Annotated in this window: 18 protein-coding genes; 15 read left to right on the top strand and 3 right to left on the bottom strand. The window is 69.5% G+C overall.

Annotation, left to right across the window (positions count from 1 at the left end):
* The 6 genes from nusA to truB all read left to right on the top strand — a co-directional run bounded on the left by nusA (position 1) and on the right by truB (position 6102).
* Entirely contained in the window at positions 1-987 is a 987-nt protein-coding gene (gene nusA / locus ACT3SQ_RS13615) for a transcription termination factor NusA (RefSeq protein WP_441443567.1), read from the top strand.
* A 71-nt stretch (positions 988-1058) separates the two neighbouring features.
* Positions 1059-1433, top strand: coding sequence for a YlxR family protein (locus tag ACT3SQ_RS13610; protein WP_441443566.1), 375 nt, complete (start codon positions 1059-1061; stop codon positions 1431-1433).
* 95 nt (positions 1434-1528) lie between these two features.
* Entirely contained in the window at positions 1529-4423 is a 2895-nt protein-coding gene (gene infB, locus ACT3SQ_RS13605) for a translation initiation factor IF-2 (protein ID WP_442331943.1), read from the top strand.
* 61 nt (positions 4424-4484) lie between these two features.
* Positions 4485-4655 (top strand): hypothetical protein, encoded by a 171-nt coding sequence (locus tag ACT3SQ_RS13600; protein ID WP_442331944.1) that lies wholly within the window; start codon positions 4485-4487, stop codon positions 4653-4655.
* Entirely contained in the window at positions 4652-5152 is a 501-nt protein-coding gene (rbfA, locus tag ACT3SQ_RS13595) for a 30S ribosome-binding factor RbfA (protein ID WP_442331945.1), read from the top strand. The genes ACT3SQ_RS13600 and rbfA overlap by 4 nt, the downstream gene beginning before the upstream one ends.
* Positions 5149-6102, top strand: a complete 954-nt coding sequence (gene truB, locus ACT3SQ_RS13590) for a tRNA pseudouridine(55) synthase TruB (RefSeq protein WP_442331946.1) — start codon at positions 5149-5151, stop codon at positions 6100-6102. The genes rbfA and truB overlap by 4 nt, the downstream gene beginning before the upstream one ends.
* A 113-nt stretch (positions 6103-6215) precedes the next feature.
* Here the strand turns inward: truB and ACT3SQ_RS13585 are convergent, their stop codons facing one another.
* On the bottom strand, positions 6216-7751 hold the full coding sequence (locus ACT3SQ_RS13585) for a L,D-transpeptidase (RefSeq protein ID WP_441443561.1): 1536 nt from the start codon (positions 7749-7751) through the stop codon (positions 6216-6218).
* A 393-nt stretch (positions 7752-8144) separates the two neighbouring features.
* On the opposite strand from ACT3SQ_RS13585, the gene ACT3SQ_RS13580 reads away from it, so the two are divergent.
* The 7 genes from ACT3SQ_RS13580 to ACT3SQ_RS13550 all read left to right on the top strand — a co-directional run bounded on the left by ACT3SQ_RS13580 (position 8145) and on the right by ACT3SQ_RS13550 (position 17117).
* On the top strand, positions 8145-9161 hold the full coding sequence (locus tag ACT3SQ_RS13580; RefSeq protein ID WP_441443560.1) for a bifunctional riboflavin kinase/FAD synthetase: 1017 nt from the start codon (positions 8145-8147) through the stop codon (positions 9159-9161).
* Between the two features lie 153 nt (positions 9162-9314).
* Positions 9315-9584: a 30S ribosomal protein S15 gene (gene rpsO, locus ACT3SQ_RS13575; protein WP_441443559.1), complete on the top strand. Its 270-nt coding sequence runs from the start codon at positions 9315-9317 to the stop codon at positions 9582-9584.
* A gap of 213 nt (positions 9585-9797) precedes the next feature.
* A complete protein-coding gene (locus ACT3SQ_RS13570; protein ID WP_441443558.1) occupies positions 9798-12053 on the top strand; it encodes a polyribonucleotide nucleotidyltransferase in 2256 nt (751 codons plus the stop codon).
* A 356-nt stretch (positions 12054-12409) separates the two neighbouring features.
* On the top strand, positions 12410-14359 hold the full coding sequence (locus tag ACT3SQ_RS13565) for a serine/threonine protein kinase (RefSeq protein WP_441443557.1): 1950 nt from the start codon (positions 12410-12412) through the stop codon (positions 14357-14359).
* A gap of 59 nt (positions 14360-14418) precedes the next feature.
* Entirely contained in the window at positions 14419-15753 is a 1335-nt protein-coding gene (locus tag ACT3SQ_RS13560; RefSeq protein WP_441443556.1) for a M16 family metallopeptidase, read from the top strand.
* 136 nt (positions 15754-15889) lie between these two features.
* A complete protein-coding gene (gene dapB / locus ACT3SQ_RS13555; protein WP_441443555.1) occupies positions 15890-16675 on the top strand; it encodes a 4-hydroxy-tetrahydrodipicolinate reductase in 786 nt (261 codons plus the stop codon).
* Between the two features lie 13 nt (positions 16676-16688).
* A complete protein-coding gene (locus ACT3SQ_RS13550; RefSeq protein WP_441443554.1) occupies positions 16689-17117 on the top strand; it encodes a hypothetical protein in 429 nt (142 codons plus the stop codon).
* Between the two features lie 116 nt (positions 17118-17233).
* On the opposite strand, the gene ACT3SQ_RS13545 is transcribed toward ACT3SQ_RS13550, so the two are convergent.
* Complete coding sequence (locus ACT3SQ_RS13545) at positions 17234-17548, bottom strand: AzlD domain-containing protein (protein ID WP_441443553.1); 315 nt, start codon at positions 17546-17548, stop codon at positions 17234-17236.
* Positions 17545-18423, bottom strand: a complete 879-nt coding sequence (locus ACT3SQ_RS13540) for an AzlC family ABC transporter permease (RefSeq protein WP_444601203.1) — start codon at positions 18421-18423, stop codon at positions 17545-17547. Before ACT3SQ_RS13540 ends, ACT3SQ_RS13545 begins: the two co-directional genes overlap by 4 nt.
* Positions 18424-18497: 74 nt before the next feature.
* On the opposite strand from ACT3SQ_RS13540, the gene ACT3SQ_RS13535 reads away from it, so the two are divergent.
* Both ACT3SQ_RS13535 and asnB read left to right on the top strand, forming a co-directional pair.
* Positions 18498-19229: an HAD-IA family hydrolase gene (locus ACT3SQ_RS13535; RefSeq protein ID WP_441443551.1), complete on the top strand. Its 732-nt coding sequence runs from the start codon at positions 18498-18500 to the stop codon at positions 19227-19229.
* A 172-nt stretch (positions 19230-19401) separates the two neighbouring features.
* Positions 19402-22179, top strand: a complete 2778-nt coding sequence (asnB, locus tag ACT3SQ_RS13530; protein ID WP_442332495.1) for an asparagine synthase (glutamine-hydrolyzing) — start codon at positions 19402-19404, stop codon at positions 22177-22179.
* The last annotated feature ends 28 nt before the right edge of the window (positions 22180-22207 follow it).

Below are 22207 nucleotides of genomic sequence, written 5' to 3'. Positions count from 1 at the left end.
ATGGACATCGACATGGGTGCCCTGAGGGCCCTTGAGCGCGAGCGCGAGATCCGCCTGCCGGTGCTGCTGGACGCGATCCGTTCCGCGCTCCACGCGGCATATCTCCACACCGACCACCCGGTGCGGGACTCGGAGGTGCAGATCGATGAGAGCACCGGTGAGGTCGCAGTCATCGCCCGGGAGCGGGACGCCGAGGGGAACGTGGTCGAGCAGTGGGACGACACTCCCGAGAACTTCGGGCGCGTCGCGGCCTCCACGGCCCGCCAGGTGATCTTCCAGCGCATCCGCGATCTCGAGGACGAGGCGGTGCTCGGCGAGTACGCCGACCGCGCCGATGACATCGTCTCCGGCATCATTCAGCAGGGACGTGACCCGCGGATGGTGCTGGTGGACCTCGGTGAGGTCGAGGCCGTGCTGCCTCCGCATGAGCGCGTGCCGGGGGAGGACTACTCCCACGGTCGGCGCCTGCGTGCCTACGTCACCGAGGCCCGTCGCGGTCCCAAGGGCCCTCAGATCACCCTCTCGCGCTCCCATCCGAACCTGGTGCGGCGGCTGTTCGCGCTCGAGGTCCCGGAGGTCGCCGACGGCTCGGTCGAGATCGCCGGCCTGGCCCGCGAGGCCGGGCACCGCACCAAGATGGCGGTCTATGCGACGGCACCGGACATCAACGCCAAGGGCGCCTGCATCGGCCCGATGGGCGCTCGCGTACGCGCGGTGATGAACGAGCTCGGCGGCGAGAAGATCGACATCGTCGACTTCAACGAGGACCCCGCCCGCTATGTCGCCAACGCGCTCTCGCCGGCGCGGGTCACCAGCGTGACCGTGATCGATGAGGTGGGCCGGGCCGCCCGTGCGGTGGTCCCCGAGACGCAGCTCTCCCTCGCGATCGGCAAGGATGGGCAGAACGCCCGCCTGGCCGCGAAGCTCACCGGCTGGAAGATCGACATCCGCCCGGAGAACGCGCCCGAACCGCCGCCTGCGGCCTGAGGTGTGTCCCACGCCTCCCCACTGACGATGAGTCGGACCTGTTCCGCTACACTGGGGAGGCTGTTCGCCGAGTGGTGCCGCAGATCGTCCGACGATCGAGCATCCGCCCGAGCGGACGTGCTCGGAACTCAGGAGGTGGAGTGATCAGTCGCTCTGCCGCTCACGTCCCCGAGCGCACGTGTGTCGGCTGCCGTCAGGTGGCCCCGCGCGAGCAGCTGGTGCGTCTGGTCCGGGAGTCCTCTCCCGACGGCGTCACCCCACGCGTCCGCGTCGATCCTCCCGGATCGGCTTCGGGCCGCGGGTCGTGGCTCCACCCCGATGCAGCATGTCTCGACCTCGCCCTGCGGCGAGGCGGCTTCGCCCGGTCCTTCCGCGGCGCTGTCGACACCGGGCACCTAGCCCGGGACCTCGAGACCTTCGATCCCAACCGCACGTGGAACAGGTAGAAGAACCATGGACATCCGATGAGTACTCGCAAATGAGCACCCTCAGGAATTAATGGTCCGCGCCCTCTTGTCGGCCGGACCGAGACAGGAGAAATGTGGCTAAGGTCCGCGTCCACGAGCTCGCTAAAGAGCTCGGACACCCGAGCAAGGTCGTTCTGCAGAAGCTGCAGGACATGGGCGAATTCGTTCGTTCCGCCTCCTCCACCATCGAAGCGCCGGTAGCACGCCGTCTGCGTGAGGAGCTCCCCGTCCAGAACGGGGCAGACGCCTCCGCGACGAAGAGCGACTCCGGTGCATCCCCCAAGCCCTCCGGCGCTCCCAAGCCCGGTGCTGCACCCAAGCCCGGCGCCAAGCCCGCTCCGCAGAAGCCTGCCGAGCCTGAGCCCGCGCCGGCACCTTCTGCACCTGCCGCGCCGGCAGAGGCAGCTGCGCCGACGCCGGTTGCCGAGGCCCCTGCTGCGCAGCCCGCTCCGGAGACCCCTGCCGCAGAAGAGCAGGCTCCGACGCCGGCTGCGGACGCCCCCAAGCCCGGTGCTGCGAAGCCCGCTGCTGCCGCTCCCAAGCCCGGTGGAGAGCGTCCCGCTCCTCGTCCCGGCAACGGACGTCCCGGCAACAATCCCTTCGCCAGCTCGCAGGGCATGCCGCGTCCGGGTGCTCGCAAGCCGAGCCCCGGCGGCGCTCGTCCGCCCCGTGAGGGAGGCGGCCGTCCCGGCGCGCCCCGTCCCGGGAACAATCCCTTCGCCAGCTCGCAGGGCATGCCCCGCCCGGGCCAGCGCCCGCCGCGCCCCGGCGCGGACCAGGCAGGCCAGGCCGGTGCACGTCCGCCGCGTGAGGGAGGCGCTCCCCGTACCGCTGGCGCACCGCGTCCGGCGAGCCGTCCCGGGATGCCCACCCCGGGGATCATGCGTCAGCACTCCTCCGGCGGTCTCGCCGATGCCAACCAGGGCGGCGCCCCCGGCCGCGGCCGTGGTGGCCGTCCCGGTCCCGGCGGCGCTCCTGCCGGTGGCGGTCCCGCACGTCCCGGCGGCGGTCCTCGCGGTCGCGGAGGTCGCGGCAGCACCCAGGGTGCCTTCGGACGCGGCGGCAAGCCTGCCCGCTCCCGCAAGTCGAAGCGTGCGAAGCGCGCAGAATTCGAGCAGATGTCGGCGCCCGCACCGGGCGGCGTCTCGATCCCGCGCGGTGATGGCAGCACGCCGATCCGCCTGCGTCGCGGTGCCTCGCTCTCCGACTTCGCCGACCTCATCGACGTCAATCCCGCATCGCTGATCACGGTGCTCTTCGCGATGGGCGAGATGGCCACCGCCACCCAGTCCCTCGACGAGGAGACCTTCGACCTGCTCGGCACCGAGCTGGGGTACAAGATCGAGATCGTCTCCCCGGAGGACGAGGAGCGCGAGCTGCTCGGACAGTTCGACATCGACCTCGATGCCGAGCTCGCTGGCGAGGACTCCGAGGATCGCCTCCCGCGTCCGCCGGTGGTCACCGTCATGGGTCACGTCGACCACGGCAAGACCCGCCTGCTCGACACGATCCGCAAGGCGACGGTCGGCGCGGGCGAGGCCGGCGGCATCACCCAGCACATCGGTGCCTACCAGGTGGAGGTCGAGCACGACGGCGCAGAGCGCGCCATCACGTTCATCGACACCCCGGGCCACGAGGCGTTCACCGCCATGCGTGCCCGTGGCGCGGACGTCACCGACATCGCGATCCTGGTGGTCGCTGCGGATGACGGCGTGATGCCCCAGACCATCGAGGCGCTCAACCACGCCCAGGCGGCGAACGTCCCGATCGTGGTCGCGGTCAACAAGGTCGACAAGCCCGAGGCCAACCCGGAGAAGATCCGTCAGCAGCTGACGGAGTTCAACCTGATCGCAGAGGAGTACGGCGGCGACACCATGTTCGTCGACGTCTCCGCCCGCGAGAACCTCAACATCGAGGCGCTGCTGGAGGCGGTCCTGCTCACGGCGGATGCCGCTCTCGAGCTCACCGCGATCGCCGATAAGGACGCGCGCGGCGTGTCCATCGAGGCGAACCTCGACAAGGGCCGCGGTCCGGTCGCCACGGTGCTGGTCCAGCAGGGCACCCTGCGGGTCGGCGACGCGATCGTCTGCGGTTCCGGCCACGGCCGTGTCCGCGCGATGATCGACGAGAACGGCGAGACCGTCACCGAGGCGGGCCCGTCCCGTCCGGTCCAGGTGCTCGGCCTGACCTCGGTGCCCGGCGCCGGTGACTCCTTCCTGGTCGCCCAGGACGAGCGCACCGCCCGCCAGATCGCCGAGAAGCGCGAGGCCGCCAAGCGTGCCGCATCGCTCTCGAAGGTGCGCAAGCGCATCAGCCTCGAGGACATCAACCAGCACATGGCTGATGGCAAGGTCGAGACCCTCAACCTCATCCTCAAGGGTGACGCGGCGGGTGCCGTCGAGGCCCTCGAGGAGTCGCTGCTGGGCATCGAGATCGGTGACGGCGTGGACTTGCGCATCATCGACCGCGGCGTCGGCGCGATCACGATGAACAACATCAACCTCGCGGTGGCCTCCAACGCGGTCATCATCGGCTACAACGTGCGGGCCGAGGGCCTGAACGCTGACTACGCCGATCGTGAGGGCGTGGAGATCAAGTACTACAGCGTGATCTACAACGCCATCGACGAGGTCGAAGCTGCTCTCAAGGGCATGCTCAAGCCGGAGTACGAGGAGGTCGAGCTCGGCTCGGCGGAGATCCGCGAGATCTTCCGCTCCTCCAAGTTCGGCAACATCGCCGGTTCGATCGTGCGCAGCGGCATCATCAAGCGCGGTGCGAAGGCTCGCATCACCCGCAAGGGTGTGGTCATCTCCGAGAACATCGAAGTGGCCGGCCTGCGTCGGTTCAAGGATGATGTCACCGAGGTCCGCGACGGGTATGAGTGCGGTATCAACCTGGGCTCGTACAACGACCTCCAGCTCGAGGACCTCATCACCACCTATGAGATGCAGGAGAAGCCCCGCATCTGATGCCGGGACGGTCGGGCGCCCAAGCGGTGCCCGACCGTGACCCGCGAGGGAGGAGACCACGATGTCCGAGGTGTCCTCCCTGCTGTGCGCCCCGTCGGCCTCCTGCATCTCTGCGCAGGCCGCGGGGCGTCTCGCCGTCCACGGGGTGGATCTGTGCCCGGCCCCCTACGACAGCCCCCACCTCGAGGACCTCGCAGCCCTCGCCCCAGACCAGGAGAACGACATCCCATGACAGACCACCCCCGCGCCCTCAAGCTCGCTGATCGCATCAAGGTCATCGTGGCCACCATGCTCGACAACCGGGTCAAGGACCCGCGCCTCGGCTTCGTGACGATCACCGACGTGCGCGTGACCGGCGACCTCCAGCACGCGACCCTCTTCTACACCGTCTTCGGCACCGACGAGGAGCGGGAGGGCACCGCCGCCGCGCTGGTCAGCGCCACCGGCATGCTGCGCCGCGAGGTCGGTCGCCAGACCGGCGTGCGGCTCACCCCGACCCTCGAGTTCATCGCCGATGCGATCCCCGAGAACGCACGTGTGATCGAAGACCTGCTCAGCGAAGCCCGCGGCCGAGACGCCGAGCTCGAGAAGACCAAGGTCGGCGCGAGCTATGCAGGGGAGGAGGATCCGTACCGCAAGCCCCGCGAGGAGGAGGCGGAGGAGCTCGACGGCGCCGATCAGGACGACCCTCAGGGCGCCGACGACGAGACCGGCCGCGAGCAGGCGTGACCTCTGGCCCGCACGGGATCCTGCTGGTCGACAAGGCACCGGAGCGGACCAGCCACGACGTGGTCGCCCGGGTGCGCTGGCTGCTGGGCACCAAGAAGGTCGGCCACGCCGGCACCCTGGACCCGATGGCCACCGGTCTGCTGGTGCTCGGCGTCGGCCAGGGCACCCGCCTGCTCACCTACCTCGTGGGCCTCGGCAAGACCTATGAGGCGACGCTGAGGCTGGGCCGTGCCACCACGACGGATGACCGGGAGGGCGAGCTGCTCGGCAAGCAGCTCGACGCCTCCGCACTGCCGCAGCCGCTCATCGAGGAGCACCTGGGCCCGCTGCGCGGCGACATCGCGCAGGTGCCCTCCACCGTCAGCGCCATCAAGATCGATGGCAAGCGCGCCTATGCCCGCGCGCGAGCGGGAGAGGATGTGCAGCTCGCGGCCCGGCCGGTGAGGGTCTCCCGCTTCGAGGTGACCGCGCGTCGAGCGGTGGGGGAGCACCTCGACCTGGACGCTGTGATCGACTGCTCCTCGGGCACCTATGTGCGGGCGCTGGCCCGCGATCTCGGCGCTGCGCTCGAGGTCGGCGGGCATCTGACCGCACTCCGCCGCACCGCCGTCGGGCCGTTCAACGTGACGGACGCGGTGAGGGTGCCGGCGCGAGGCGAGGGCGATGACGTCGCGCTCCCGCTGCTCGGGCTCGGAGAGATCGCGTCCCTGGTGCTGGGCACGCTGCCCGTCGACGCGGAGCAGGCCGCCGCACTCGGCACCGGGAAGCGGATCACCACGACGACGGTGCCCACGGCTCCGCTCTGGCGGCAGCCCGGGGCACCGGCAGCTGCGGGGGAGGAGCGGCCGGTCGCAGCGCTCGACGGCTCCGGGCGCCTGGTCGCGATCCTCGAACGCGAGCAGGAGCGCTGGCGACCGATCCTGGTGGTGCCGGACGACGCTCGCTGCTGAGGCTCTGAGGTTGCTGAGCGACACGAAGAGCGACGAAGAAGGGCCCTTCCCGATCTTCTCGGGAAGGGCCCTTCTTCGCTGCGCGCGGCGGCAGGCGGGTCAGTGCAGACGGGTCAGTAGTGGACCACGGTCTTGGTGCCGATGCTCGCCCAGTCGTACAGCCACTTGGCATCCGAGACCGGCATGTTGATGCAGCCGTGGGAGCCGGAGTACCCGAAGGACGAGCGCCACGGCGCACCGTGGAAGCCGAACCCGCGGTGGAAGTACTGCACCCAGGGGACGTCAGGCGTGAGGTAGTACTTCTCGTGCCCCTCGGGGTAGTAGGCGGCGTTGGTCATGTCCTGACGGTCGTAGCGCAGGTAGATCTCGAAGGTGCCGGTGACGGTCTCATTGCCTTCCTTGCCGTCCACCATCGACCGCGGTCCCCACACCGCGGTGTCACCCACGTAGGCGGTGACCGTCTTGTTGCTGAGGTCGACGTCGATCCACTTCTCGCCGGTGGGATTGGCGGGAGTGGCGGCCTCGTCATCGGTGCCGTCCTTCTTCTCCTCGTCCTTCTCCGGCTTCGGGGCATCGACCTGCTCGACCTCGGACTCGATCTTCTTGGTCTCGAAGGCCGCCTCGAGCGGCGTGGTGCCCCGCAGCGCGGTGACCAGCTCCCCGACCACCGCGTCGGTGTTGGTGATCTCGAGACCGTCCTTCTTCTCGGAGATGACCTTGACGACCTCGCCTTCCTCGTCGATCTGCTCGATGCCGTTCTCCGGCTTCACCGCATCCTTGTCGGCGCGGGCGACGACCCACTCACGCACAGCCTCTTCGTCGACCGCGATCGTCAGTGCCTGGCCGGACTCGTCGGGGACCACGGAGATCCAGCCGTTGCGGCGCTCCGCGGAGACCTCATGGACCTTGTCATCGGCACCGGTGATCGACATCGGCTGCTCGAGCAGAGTCGCGATCGTGCCGACGACTTCCTCGGCCTCCTCGGTGGTGATCGCCGGGGCGATCTCCTCGATCGGCTGCTCGACGGTGAAGTCCTTCAGAGCGGGAGCGTTCTGGGTGACCGCGTCCACGAGGGTCTGAGGATCCAGGCCCTGGCCGTTGCGGCCGGGGACAGCGTTCCAGGTCTGCTGGTCCTCATCGAAGCTCACCTGGGCATCGACCGGGGTGGTCATGTCCGCGGGCACCAGGGTGTTCGCGAACTCCTCGACCTTCGCCCCGTCTACGGTGACGACGGGCTCCACGGCGTGCTCGCCCGACCAGGTCGAGGAGATCACGCCGGTGAAGGAATCGTCGCGGGAGACGGCGGCCTTGGCCGTTGCGGCGGCGTCCACGGTCACCCCGAGATCGGCCAGCGGCACGTCGAGCTGCTGCTCGCCTGCGGTCACTGCGACGGAGACGGATTCTCCGCGCTCGGTCACCAGTGCGGCGATCTCCTCCGGAGTCTTCCCCGCGACATCCTGGCCGAGCACCGTGGTGCCGGGCAGAGCGCGGCCGTCGAACTGCTTGGCGTAGGCGAGCGCACCGCCGGTGAGCACCACGGCTAGGGTGGCGATGATGGCCACCAGGATGAGGGTGACCCGCCGACGGCCCTGGCGGCCAGTGGGTCGGGACGGGCCGCCCAGCGCGGCCGTCTCGGTCACGTTCATCATGGATCCAGATCCGATCTCGGCGGCCGTCGTGACTGCTTCCGCGCGCGAGCCCGGAAAAGCACAGGGGTCCGTCCCCGGCGCCGCCTCGTTCCTCAGGGTAACGGAGGGTGCGCCTCTGCGCGCGAGGGGGCGAGGCTGAGGTTCGTCACAGCTCGGCATCTTTGTGTGCCAGTCACAGGCAGTTTCGTGACGCTTTCGGAATGGCTGTCGGAAAATGGGTGTCGGTGGCACTCTGTCGTGCGCTGGCTCGTGCGCTGGGTCGCGCACTCGGCGGCGGGCCGGTGCTCGGGCGCTACAGTGTGCACCGGCGTTCTTCGCCGCAGCGCCGATCCCCGGCGCCCCCTGCCCCAGGGTGCGACAGCGCACCCGGCCCTGGAAGGACATGACCGCGCCGTGACCCGCGTCCCCATCTGGCACTCCGTCGAGGAGGTGCCGGCCGCTCTCGGCGCGACAGCAGTGTCGATCGGCAACTACGACGGCGTCCATCGCGGTCATCGCTTCGTGCTGGACCAGCTCCGCAGGCATGCTGAGGCGCGTTCGCTCGCCCCCGTCGCCGTCACCTTCTGGCCCCATCCCCGGCATGTCATGGGGGACCCTGCGCAGACCCCGCTCCTCACCGGCCACGAGGACCGCGACCGGCTGCTGCTGCTGGCGGGCATGCACGGGGTCCTCGACCTCGAGTTCACGCTCCCGTTCGCGCAGCATTCCCCTGAGGACTTCGTGCGGCGCTTCCTCGTCGAGGGGCTGGGAGCGAAATGCGTCGTCCTGGGAGAGGACGCGCTCTTCGGACGTGCCAACGCAGGCGATATCAGCACCATGCGCGAGCTCGGCGAGCGGTACGGCTTCGAGGTCGTGACCGTCGAAGACCTCGGGCCGCAGGGGGCGGGCAGCGGACGCATCTCCTCCTCGGCGGTCAGGCGCGATCTGCTCGAGGGAGAGGTGCGGGCCGCGAACCTCGCGCTGGGCAGGCTGCACACCGTCACCGACGTGGTCCACCACGGATTCCAGCGCGGTCGGGAGCTGGGATTCCCCACGGCCAATCTCGGGCCGGCGCCCGCGGGCCTGATCCCCGCGGATGGCGTCTACGCCGGGTATCTCACCGTTACCGAGCAGGACCCCTCGCATCTGGGCGTCGAGCCGCTCGCCGGAGCCCCCGCCACGATCTCCATCGGCACCAACCCCACCTTCGAGCCTGACGGTGTTCCGCAGCGGGCGGTCGAGGCGTACGTTCACGGAGCCCATGACTTGGATCTCTACGGGGACACCGTGCGGTTCGAGTTCGTCGACTTCCAGCGCCCGACGCTCAAGTTCGACTCCGCGGAGGCGCTGGTCGAGCAGATGGCGAAGGATGTCGAGGTGACCCGCCACACTCTCGCCGCGGAGCGCCCCCATCCCGCCGTCGACGACTGATATCCTGCTCGGGCCGTGAATTCGGCCGCGGAGAGCGATCCGCCCCCACTGCGCACCACCCGTTCTGCGGGCAGCTGCGACCGGGGGACGCTCGTCCAGAGAGCCTGGGACAGACGGTCCCAAGGCGCCGCGCAGCGACCAGAGGAGAACCATATGGCCTTCGATACCGCCACCAAGCAGGCGATCATCACGGAGTACGCGACCGGCGAGGGCGACACCGGTTCGCCCGAGGTCCAGGCCGCGCTCCTGACGCACCGCATCAAGTACCTGACCGAGCACCTGAAGACCCACAAGCACGATCACCACACGCGTCGTGGTCTGATGCTGATGGTCGGTCAGCGCAAGCGCCTGCTGAAGTACCTGCAGGCCACTGACATCACGCGGTACCGTGCGCTGATCCAGCGCCTCGGCATCCGCCGCTGATCATCTCCGCCGCTCGCCCACAGGGCGGGCGGCGGTTTCATCTGCCCGCACTTGCGGGCACCCTGAGAACCCCGCCCCGACCAGGTTCGGTCCTCGGCAGTGGCCTGCGGACCGCTGGAGCACGGCTCTGAGGAGCCCCACCAGCGCACCGCGCGTGACTGACGAAGGCCGCACCGGCAGGGCAACCCCCTACCAGAGGAGATCCACATGGCCATGGAAGGCCCTGAAATCACCGCAACCACCGCAGTCATCGACAACGGCTCCTACGGGCGCCGCGAGATCCGTTTCGAGACCGGCCGTCTCGCCCAGCAGGCAGCCGGCGCCGTCGCCGTCTACCTCGACGACGACACCATGGTGTTCTCGGCGACCTCCGTGTCGAACAAGCCGAAGGATCACTTCGACTTCTTCCCGCTCACCATCGACGTCGAGGAGCGGATGTACGCCGCGGGTCGCATCCCCGGCTCGTTCTTCCGTCGTGAAGGCCGTCCCGGCACCGACGCGATCCTCGCCTGCCGCCTCACCGACCGCCCGCTGCGTCCGGCTTTCGTCAAGGGCCTGCGCAACGAGGTCCAGGTCGTCCTCACCGTGATGTCCAACGGTCCCGACGACGCCTATGACGTCGTCGGCATCAACGGCGCCTCTGCCTCCACCCAGATCTCCGGTCTGCCCTTCAACGGTCCGATCGGCGCCGCGCGCATCGCGCTCATGCCGAACGCCCAGGGCGGCGGCCAGTGGGTCGCCTTCCCGACCTTCTCGCAGCTGGACGAGGCCGTGTTCTCCATGGTCGTCGCCGGCCGCATGGTCGAGGACGATGTCGCGATCATGATGGTCGAGGCCGAGGCCACCGACAACGCCTGGACGCTCATCAAGGAGCAGGGCGCGATCGCTCCCACCGAGGCCGTCGTGGCCGAGGGCATCGAGGCCTCCAAGGTCTTCATCCGCAGCCTCTGCATCGCCCAGCAGGAGCTGGCCGCCACCGCCGCCAAGCCGGTGCGCGAGTTCCCGCTCTTCCTGGACTTCCAGGACGACGCCTACGACATCGTCGAGGCCGCTGCCACCGGGCGTCTCGCGGAGATCATGTCGATCGCTGCGAAGACCGAGCGCGAGGAGCGCACCGAGCAGCTGCTCGATGAGGTCGTCGCAGAGCTCGCCGGCGAGGGCCAGCAGCTCGAAGGCCGCGAGAAGGAGGTCAGCGGTGCGTACCGTGCGCTGACCAAGCAGGTCGTGCGCAAGAAGGTCCTCACCGACGGCGTCCGCATCGACGGCCGCGGCCTGCGCGACATCCGTGCGCTCTCCGCTGAGGTCGAGGTCCTCCCGCGGGTCCACGGCTCTGCCCTGTTCCAGCGCGGCGAGACCCAGATCATGGGTGTCTCCACGCTGAACATGCTCAAGATGGAGCAGCAGATCGACTCCCTCGGGCCGGTCACGCGCAAGCGCTACGTGCACCACTACAACTTCCCGCCGTACTCCACCGGCGAGACCGGCCGCGTCGGCTCCCCGAAGCGTCGCGAGATCGGTCACGGCATGCTCGCCGAGCGCGCCCTGGTGCCGGTGCTGCCCACACGCGAGGAGTTCCCCTACGCGATCCGTCAGGTGTCCGAGGCTCTCGGCTCCAACGGCTCCACCTCTATGGGCTCGGTCTGCGCCTCGACCCTGTCGCTGCTGAACGCCGGTGTGCCGCTGCGCGCCGCCGTCGCCGGCATCGCCATGGGCCTGATCTCGGACACCGTGGAGGGAGAGACCCGCTACGCGGCGCTCACCGACATCCTCGGTGCAGAGGACGCCTTCGGCGACATGGACTTCAAGGTCGCAGGGACCAGCGAGTTCATCACCGCCATCCAGCTCGACACCAAGCTCGACGGTCTTCCGACCTCCGTGCTGACCGGTGCGCTCTCGCAGGCCCATGAGGCTCGCTTGGCGATCCTCGGTGTCCTGAACGAGGCGATCGATGCTCCCGACGAGATGAGCCCGTACGCCCCGCGCGTCCTCGCGGTCACCATCCCCGTCGACAAGATCGGCGCGGTCATCGGCCCGAAGGGCGCGATGATCAACCAGATCCAGGACGACACCGGCGCGGACATCACCATCGAGGACGACGGCACCGTCTACATCGGCGCCACCGATGGCCCCTCCGCTGAGGCCGCGCGCTCCGCGGTCAACGCGATCGCCAACCCGATGGTTCCCGAGATCGGCGAGCGCTATCTCGGCACCGTCGTGCGCGTCGTCGACTTCGGCGCGTTCGTCTCGCTCACCCCGGGCAAGGACGGACTGCTTCACGTCACCCAGCTGCGCAAGCTGAACGGCGGCAAGCGGGTCGACAACGTCGAGGACGTCGCCAAGGTCGGTCAGAAGATCGAAGTGGAGATCCGCGAGATCGACTCCCGCGGCAAGATCTCCCTCGGTGTGATCGAGGACGAGGCGGAGTCCACCGACTCCGCCCCGGCCGCTGAGGAGAACACCGCGGAGTGATCCGCCCGTCGGCCTCGGCTGACGGCACCGGGAGGGGAGGCATCCAACTGGATGCCTCCCCTCCTTCTTTCTGTGGCGGGGCCGCACCTCTACTCCGGGACGGCGTCGCCCCTCTTCCCTGCGACAGGGTCGCGCGGCCTGGCAGGCTCTCCCTCTCCTTCTCCCTCTCCGGCAGGGCGTCCGGCTCTCGTGGAGTTCACTTCGACACCGGGAGGCGGCGGCCCGTTGCTCGGTATACTGCCGATGTTCGCGGGTGCATGTCTCAGGGGGCGTCGTCCAATGGCGGCGGCGATGCGCAGGCCGGCCCGCGGCGAACTTTCCGAACTGCCGGGCCACCCGTGTGAGGACTCCATTCCATGACCGATATGCCGCTGGGCAGCCGTTACACGCTCGGTGAGCGCCTGGGATCCGGGGGGATGGGCGAGGTCTTCCGGGCCCGGACCCGTGAGGGCGACGAGGTCGCCGTCAAGATCCTCCGGGCGCAGCTGGCGGGTGAGCCGGAGATCCTCAGCCGCTTCATCCAGGAGCGCTCGGTGATGCTCCAGGTGCGCAGCCCGCATGTCGTGGCGGTGCGGGACATGGTGGTCGAGGGGGAGACGCTCGCGATCGTCATGGATCTCGTGCGCGGCCGCGATCTCGCGGTCGTGAAGCGTGAGCTGGGGACCTTCCGACCTGCCGAGGTGGCTCGTCTCGGGGCTGCGATCGCCGAGGGCATGCGAGAGGTGCATGCGAAGGGGATCGTGCATCGGGATCTCAAGCCCGCGAACATCCTGCTCGACGAGATGCAGAGCCCGCCAGCACCGAAGGTCGCCGACTTCGGGGTGGCCCGCATCTGCGAGGACGGGGAGGACAACTCCGTCACCGTGCAGGCGGGGACCGGCGCCTACATGTCGCCGGAGCAGATCCGTGCCCGGGACCTCGAGCCCAGCTCCGACGTCTACTCCCTCGGCGTGCTGCTCTACGAGCTGCTGTGCGGGGTCACCCCGTTCCGCGGCAGCCTGATGGAGGTCTTCCGCCTGCACCAGGAGGCGCTGCCGGGCCGCCCCGAGGGGATCCCGGATGCACTGTGGGACCTGGTGATGCGGATGATGTTGAAGGAGGCTGCGCGACGCCCGGCCATGGCGCAGGTGAGCGAGGAGCTCACCAGCCTCCAGCCCCACCTCGAGCAGCTTCCGGCAGCTCCGCGCGTCAGTGCGCCCCCAGCCCCGATCGCCCTGCCGCCTACCGGGGTCATCGATGACGCCACCCGTGTGAACCCGCAGTCCGGCCCCTCTGCGCAGCAGGCACCGGCGGCCTACGCGGCCTCACCGGGGCCGGGGCCGGGGTCCCCGGGCTACGGGCCCGCGGGCTACGGCTCGCCGAGCTACAGCTCGCCCAGCTACAGCTCGCCGGTCACCGCGCCGACCATCCCGCAGGCCGCGGCCGAACAGCCGCCACGACGCAAGCGACGCTGGGTGCTCCCCGCGCTGGTCGCCGTGGTGCTGGTGGCGCTGGTGCTCGGCATCGGCGGCGTCGGCGTCTATCGGATGCTCGACGGCGGCGCAGAAGCGGAAGCAGGCGCGGCCACCACCGAGGCGGAGCCGTCGGCCGCGTCGGAGAGCACCCCGCAGGAGCTGCCCACCGAGGACGAGGACACCGAGGAGCCGGTGGAATCGGCCTCGCCGACCACCGAAGCGCCCACGATGCCGGATGTGATCGGGGAGACGTCCCAGGCGGCCGAGCGGGGCCTTCCGGAGGATGTCGAGGTCACCATCGAGGAGGTGGAGGTCGAGGATCCCGGTCAGGACGGATACGTCATCGCCACCACCCCCGAGCCCGGGAAGCCTGTCGGAGATTCGGTGACGCTGCAGGTGGGGCGCGCGGCGTCCTCAATCCCGCTCACCCAGATCTCCTTCATCGGGGAGGAGGGGGTCTCCACCGAGTCCGGTCCGGTGCCGATGGATGGACCCGTGCACCCGAACTCGATCACAGCCCAGGTCAACAGCTGGGAGGACGTCCACCGCAGCTCCTACAACCTGGGCCGGAAGTTCGACCGGCTCACGTTCACCCTCGGGCTGTCGGACACCGACAAGTATCCCGACGCCTCGCGCACCGTGGAGATCTACCTCGACCAGGTCAAGGTGTGGTCAGGCTCGGTCACCTTCAAGGAGTACCTTGAGGTCGACCTCCCGGTGAAGGACAAGCTGCGGCTGGACATCGTGTACACCGTGCAGGATGACGACCATCCGGTGTATCTCGCCACCCCCACCCTGTACGGCACCGAGGAGAACATCGATGCCGCTCGCCAGGAGGCTGAGGAGGGCTGAGGCGGCGGCCGGGGGACCGCTGGGTCCACCGACCCCTCCGAGCGTGGAACAATCGATCGATGCCTGTTGACCTCGCTTATGACGATCCCTCCTCCGATGTGCTGCTCGATCCCGCCACCGGCGTGCGGCGCAGCATCCTGCCCGGAGGAGTCCGGCTGCTGACCCAGACGGATCGGAGCGTGCGCAGCGCGACTATCGGTCTGTGGCTGCCGGTGGGCTCCCGTGATGAGACCCCTGCCCACGCCGGGTCGACCCACGTGCTCGAGCATCTGCTGTTCAAGGGCACCCGTCGGCGCAGCGCGATGGACATCGCGGCCGCCTTCGACGAGGTGGGCGGAGACTCCAACGCGGTCACCGCGAAGGAGCACACCCTCTACTACGGACGGGTCCGCTCCTCCGACGTGCCGATGGCCGTGGACGTCCTCACCGACATGATCACCGCGAGCACGCTCGAGGAGGATGCGCTCGTGACCGAGCGCGAGGTCATTCTCGAGGAGCTCGCGATGGCCGAGGACGACCCGAACGACGTCGGGTACGAGACGTTCCTCGCCGACGTGCTGGGACCGGACACAGCCCTCGGCCGCCCCGTCGGCGGGACCGTGGACACCGTCTCCGCGCTCGGCATCGAGGATGTGCGCGCCCACTTCCGTGAGCACTACCGGCCGGACAACCTGGTGGTCACCGCCGTCGGCGACATCGAGCACGAGGAGCTGGCCGGTCTCCTGCAGGCCGGGCTGCGACGCGGCGGCTGGAACCTCGAGGAGGGCGTGGCGCCGACGTGGCGCAGCCGCCCTGAATACTCGGTCGAGAGCGATCCGGGCATTCTCACTGATGTCTCCGCCCTGCAGCCCCACCGCCTGCACCGCCCCACCGAGCAGAACCACATCTACCTCGGGGGACACGGCCTCACCGCCCTCAGCGAGGACCGCCATGCGCTCTCGGTGCTGATGTCGATCCTCGGCGGAGGGATGTCCTCCCGCCTGTTCCAGAACGTTCGCGAGCGTCACGGACTCGCGTACTCGGTGTACTCCTTCAGCGCCGGGTACCGGGACGCCGGACTGTTCGGGTTGTACGCCGCCTGCCGGCCTTCGCGCACCACCCAGGTGGTCGAGCTGCTCGCGGAGGAGCTGGCCCGGATGGGGAGCGCGGGCATCGACGAGCAGGAGCTCGCTCGGGCGAAGGGGCAGATCACCGGGTCCTTCGCCCTCGGCCTCGAGGACACCAGCTCGAGGATGGGACGCCTGGGCACCATTGAGCTGGTCCATGGCCGCTACACCGGCGTCGACGAGACGCTCGAGCGGATCGGCCGGGTCGGGGTGGAGGATGTCCGTGCCCTCGCCGCCCGGTTCTCCGACTCCTTCAGCACCCGCGTCGAGGTCGGTCCCGAGAGCTGAGCGCCGGCACAGCCCCGTACCCCGCAGCCCGGTCCTCGAACGCCCGGACCGTTCCGTCCCTCGCCGCCCGTTCCGTCCTACGTCGCCCGTCGCCACCTTCGCCGCCCGTTCCGCCGCTTACTCAGGAGAGAACCCCATGACTGCCTCCCCGTCCCCTGCTTCGTCCTCGCAGCGTCCCACTCGGGTCGCCGTGCTGGGAGCCTCCGGCCGGATGGGTGCCGCCGCCTGTCAGGCCGTCGAGGACGCCTCCGATCTCGAGCTGGTGGCGCGCATCGGCCGTGGCGATGACCTCGCAGCGATCAGCGAGGCGAAGGCAGAGGTCGCGATCGACCTGACCGTCCCGTCGGTCACCGCGGAGAACGTGCGCTGGCTGGTGGACCACGGCATCCACGCGGTGGTCGGCACCACTGGCTGGACCGAGCAGTCGCTCGCTGCGCTGCGGGACCAGCTCGCCGAGCACTCCGAGGTCGGGGTGCTGATCGCCCCGAACTTCGCGATCGGTGCCGTGCTCGCCATGCGCTTCGCGGAGGTCGCCGCGCGCTACTACGACAGCGCCGAGATCATCGAGATGCATCACGAGAACAAGCTCGACGCCCCATCGGGCACCGCCCGTCACACTGCGGCCGCGATCGCCCGGGGCCGCGCCGCCGCCGGCCTGGGCGCGGTGCCGGATGCCACCGAGAAGGATCCGGACGGCGCACGCGGCGCGGTGATCGATGGGATCCACGTGCACGCCGTGCGCCAGCGCGGCCTGGTCGCCCACGAGGTAGTGCAGTTCGGTGGGGTGGGAGAGCAGTTCGTGCTGCGTCACGATTCCTTCGACCGCGTCAGCTTCATGCCCGGGGTGCTGCTGGGCGTGCGCGAGGTCGCCGCACATCCGGGGCTCACCGTGGGCCTGGACGGCTACATGGATCTCGGCTGAGCAGGCCCCGCCGATGAGAGAGAAGATCTTCGTCGCCGTGCTGGTGCTGATCACCGCGGCCTATGCCTGGGGTCTGGGCTGGATCGCCTGGGGCTTCGTGCGCGCCGGGAGCGCCGTGGGCTACGGCCTGGCCCTCGGCATCGGCATCCTGCTGCTGCTCACCATCTGGGTGACCTGGCGGGAGATGCTGTTCGGGATGGGCGCCGGGCGCCTGGCCCGGAGCTACGAGCCGCCGGCGGAGGCCGACGGCGACGACCCGCGTGCCGAGTTCGAGGCCGCCCGCACCGCGCTCCAGGACGGTGACGAGCAGGACTGGCGCGCCTGGTTCCGCCTCGCGCTGGCCTATGACGCGATGCGGGACCGCAAGGGTGCCCGGATGGCCACCCGTCGCGCCATCGACGAGCACCGACGCCGACCGCAGAGCACTATCGCTGATCGCTGATCGCTGATCGCTGATCGCTGATCGCTGATCGCTGATCGCTGACCGCTGACCGCTGAGCAACGACGCTGTCTGGGGTCGTGAGCACCGCGGCTGGCCGGGGCTCGAGCGATCGAGGTCTAGCCCCAGCCGAGCGCCCGCAGACCGGCCGCGACCGCCGCAGCCCCGACCACGACCACCAGGAACGGTGCTCGCAGGCACAGCAGCACCACCGCCGCGCCGAGGCCCGCCAGTCGCGCATCGAGCACGATGTCGCTGCCGCTGGTCGCGGTCTGCGTGGCGACCAGAGCCCCCAGCAGCGCGATCGGCAGCAGCGTCGTGATCCGGGAGACCTGCGGGCGCTCGAGCACGTCCGGGGGAGCCTGATAGCCCACCCATTTCTGTGCGAACGAGAGCACCGAGGCGGCGATCACCGCGATCCACAGCATGCTCATCGTGATCCACCTTCCGATCGTTCCTCGTCGCTCGCAGGCTCCTCAGCGGGCTCAGCGGGCTCAGCGGGCTCAGCGGGCTCAGCGGGCTCAGCGGGCTCAGCGGGCTCAGTGTGTTCTGCGGGCTCAGCATCCGGCGCGGTGTCGACCTCGATCTCGTGGTGCACCAGGCGCCGACGCGAGGGCAGCAGCCCCGCGACCACCGCCACCAGCGCCGCGGCCAGCACAGGCAGCCCGGAGGGGAGCGCGGGGGTGGTCACCAGCGCCACGAAGGCCGCGGCCACGGCGACTGCGACCGCCTCGCCACTGCGCAGGCGCGGCCACAGCAGCGCGATGAACGCTCCCGCTGCGGCTGCATCCAGCCCCCACGCCCCCGGATCCGCGACATGCTGTCCGGCCAGTGCACCCACCAGCGAGAACAGATTCCAGAAGACGTACACCCACACACCTGCGGCCCAGAACCCGGCCCGCTTCTCCGTGGTCGTGGTGCCGCCTGCCGCCAGTGCGGCGGACTCGTCGATCGTCAGGTGCGCCCGGGCGAGGCCTCGGAAGCCGCCCTGGGGCAGGGACGGAGCCAGGATCAGTCCGTACAGGGTGTTGCGGATCCCGAGCAGCACGGCGGCCAGCGCCGCCCCGATCGCCGAGCCCCCACCGCCCACCACCCCGATGAAGGCGAACTGGCTGCCGCCGGTGAACATCACCGCCGAGAGCACCATCGCCTGCCAGACATCCAATCCGGATGCGGTGGCCAGGGCTCCGAAGGAGATGCCGTACAGGCCGGTGGCCACCCCGATCGACAGCCCGGTCCGGCGGATGGTGCGCAGACGCTCGGCGATGGCGGGGCCGGGGCTCATCGAGGTCGGTGAAGCGGTGGTCATGATGCTCGACACTCTACGGTCACCTGCGCGGATGCTGCCGTCCTGTCCCGTGATCGGTATGAGATTCTGGAGGCATGACGTCTTCTTCTGTCCCCTCCCATGCTGTCCCTTCGGAAGGGCAGGCACTGCCGATGCGCACCTCTGCGCTGCTGCTGGACATGGATGGGACCCTCATCGATTCGGGCCCGTCGGTCGAACGCTCCTGGAACCAGCTGCTGCGCGAGCTCGGCACAGATCTCACCTTCGGCGCGGAGCAGCATGGCAAGCCAGCCCGTCAGGTCCTCGGCGAGCTGCTGCCGGAGCTCGATGAGGCGGCGCTGGACGCCGCTCACCGCCGGATCGAAGAGCTCGAGATCGCCGATGTCGCGGAGATCGTCGTGCTGCCGGGCACCGAAAGGCTGCTGCGCGAGCTCGATGAGGCCGCGGCACAGATCGGTCGCGCCACCTGGACCATCGTCACCTCCTGCACCAGGCCGCTGTTCGAGGCGCGCTGGGCCCGCACCGGCCTGCCGGTCCCCGCGGGTCTCGTCACCGCCGACCAGGTCAGCAAGGGCAAGCCGGATCCCGAGCCTTACCTGCTGGGTGCTGAGCGGCTCGGCATCGATCCCGCCGACACCACCGTGATCGAGGACTCGATCGGAGGCCTGCACTCCGGTGCTGCGGCCGGATCCCGCACCATCGCGGTGACCAGCACCACGCCGGCCAGCGACCTCGCTCCGCTGGCAGATGCGCTGGTCACGTCGTTGGACGACCTCGAGCTCCGGGTCGATGGGGCCGAGCTGGTCCTCTCACGCCGCGGCAGCTGAATTTCACGTCGCGCCTGCCTCGGCGGGTCTTGACCCGTTGATAAGCTCGGGCGGCCGAACCCGGTCCGTCCGCGCGCCTGGAGTCCTCGGGTGCGTCCCTGATGCCCCTCCCTCTCTGTGCCGAGCGCCCTGACTGCGGGCGGCAGCCGTCCCCCTCGAAAGGACTCGTCCCATGTGCGGAATCGCCGGTACCTACGGATTCGGTGCTGACACCGAGGACATCGCCCGCCGGATGAGCGGCGCGCTGGCCCATCGCGGTCCCGACGGCGAAGGACTCTTCGTCGACGACCAGACCGGGCTGGCCCATCGCCGACTGGCCATCATCGACCGTGAGCACGGCGCTCAGCCGATGACCACGGCGGATGGCCGCTACACGATCATCTACAACGGTGAGACCTACAACTACCTCGACCTGCGCTCCGAGCTCGAGGGCCTCGGCCACGTCTTCCGGACCGACTCCGACACCGAGGTGCTGCTCGAGGCACACGCGGAGTGGGGCACTTCCGCCTACGACCGCTTCAACGGCATGTTCGCCTTCGCGATCCATGACGCGCACACCGGCACCGTCACGGTCGCTCGCGACCACTTCGGCATCAAGCCCCTCTACTACTGGGTCGACCCCGCCACCGGCACAGGCACAGATGCTGGCACCCCCAGAGTCGTCTTCGGCTCCGAGATCCGCTCGCTCCTGGCAGCCCGCGTGTTCGAGGCCGCGCCGGATGACCGCGCGGTCTACCGCTACCTGAAGTTCCGCGTCCAGGACGACGACTCCCAGACCTTCTTCGCGGGCGTGAACCGGCTGATGGCCGGTGAGGTGCTGGAGATCAGCGCCGACGGCACCGCGACCTCCTCCTTCACCCGGCTCAAGGACGAGCTGCGCGAGATCGCCGCGCGTCCCAGCCGCCCGTACGACCAGCAGGTCGTGGACGAGTACCGCGAGCGCTTCCAGGAGTCGGTGCGCCTGCGCCTGCAGTCCGAGGTGCCCGTGGGCACCTCGCTCTCCGGTGGCCTGGACTCCTCCGCGGTCGCCGCCGTGATCGCCCGCCAGCTGCGCGAGCAGCCCGAGGACGAGCGCTACAGCGCCGTCGGCACCCGGCAGAACACCTTCTCGGCCGTCTTCCCGAACTCCTCGAACGATGAGGAGCGCTATGTCGACGCGCTGCTGGAGGAGAACCGCGGGCAGATCACCGCCCACAAGATCCTGCCCCAGCCCGCGGCCTTCCTCGAGGACCTGCACGACTTCGTGCGCACCCAGGAGGAGCCGATCATCTCCACCGGCCCGTACGCGCAGTACGCGGTGATGCGCGAGGCCAGCAAGCACGTCACCGTGCTGCTGGACGGCCAGGGCGCCGACGAGATGATGGCCGGGTACAACCCGTACTTCTATGTCTACCTGCGCCAGCTGCGCCGCCAGAAGCGCTTCAAGGAGCTTGCGAGCGAGGTCGTCGGCTCCCGCGACATCCTCCGCAAGCTCGCCCGCACCAAGTTCTCCGGCCGCACCTCCGTGCCGATCGAGGCGCTGCTGAACTCCGGCTTCGTCGCCGAGCACAGCCACGAGAAGGTCACCTCGATCCAGGACGACCTCAAGGAGCGACTGCTCGAGGACACCTTCAAAGCCTCCCTGCCGTCGCTGCTGCGCTACGAGGACAAGAACACGATGCGCTTCAGCATCGAGGGTCGCGTCCCCTTCGTGGACAAGGAGCTGCTGAAGTTCCTGTTCTCCCTCGACGAATCCGCGATCATCCATGATGGCTGGAACAAGCGGATCCTGCGCGAGTCGATGGACGGGATCCTCCCCGACATGATCTCCAAGCGCCGCAACAAGATCGGCTTCACCACCCCCGAGGGGGAGTGGTTCCGCACGATCGCGCCGGAGCTTCGAGACGTGTTCGCCTCGGCATCCTTCGCCTCGCGTCCCTACTTCGACGCCCCCAGCGTGCTGGCGCTGTTCGACGACTACATCGCCCACCCCGAGAACCACGGCACGCTGATGTTCTGGCGCCTGCTGAACGTCGAGCTGTGGATGCGCACCTTCTTCGACGATGCCGAGGGCGCCACCCTCGCGCTCGGCGGCTCCGCGCAGACCGGTGCCCAGGCCGCCCCGACCGTGCCCGCCCCGACGGCAGGTCCCGGCGAGGCTGACCAGGCAGAGGAGACCGAGGCGCCCAAGAGCGACTACGTCGCCAACCCGGACAAGCAGCTCGATCTCGTCTCCACGACAGACCGCCGCAGCTGGCGTCGACTGCCTCTGCAGACCGAGCTGGTGGCTCGCGGCGACGACATCGAGAAGCTCGCCCGTGAGCGCGTCGAACGTTTCGCCGCCGGACTCCCCGCCGGGACCGTGCCCGCCGGAGCGCCCTGGTACTTCGTGATCAGCGAGAAGATCATCGCGATCGCGCAGGGCCGCTCCTGGTTCACCTGGGAGGTCAAGCCCCGCCGCTCGGCGAAGGTGCTCAGCCGCTTCGTCACGCGCACCCCGGCCGGTATCGGCCTGGGCGACCCCACCACGATGGAGCTCGCGATCCGCGAGGTCGGACTGCCCCGGGTGCTCGCGGCCTCCGCGGCCGGCGCCGCGGGCAAGGTGATCGGTCGGAAGGGTCTGTTCTACGAGGTCGTCGGCGCGAACGTGCGGGCGATCGACGGACCGACCCCGTACTCGGCGTTCCCCTCGAACGTCTCCGCCAAGCTGCCGCCGAAGGATCCGGATGCGGTCTCCGCACGGATCTCCGCGGCGATCCGCAGCGCGGACATCCCCGCCGAGCTGCGCGAGAGCTTCGTGGGAACCGTGGTGATGGATGCCAACGACATCGGCCGCAATGTCCTGGGCTCCGACGTGTCGACGCCGCACGAGCACCTCGAGGCGACCTTCGCGGACAACCCGCTCGGCCAGGGCCGTCAGCGCACCCCGCTGGCGATCCTCGTCGATCTCGGCATCGCGTCACAGCAGTGAGCAGCCGCGGGCCTGGTCTAGGCTCCGG

The sequence above is a fragment of the Brachybacterium sp. AOP42-C2-15 genome, from assembly GCF_052377065.1.
Lineage (GTDB): Bacteria > Actinomycetota > Actinomycetes > Actinomycetales > Dermabacteraceae > Brachybacterium.
This window is presented reverse-complemented; position numbering and strand designations above follow the sequence as displayed.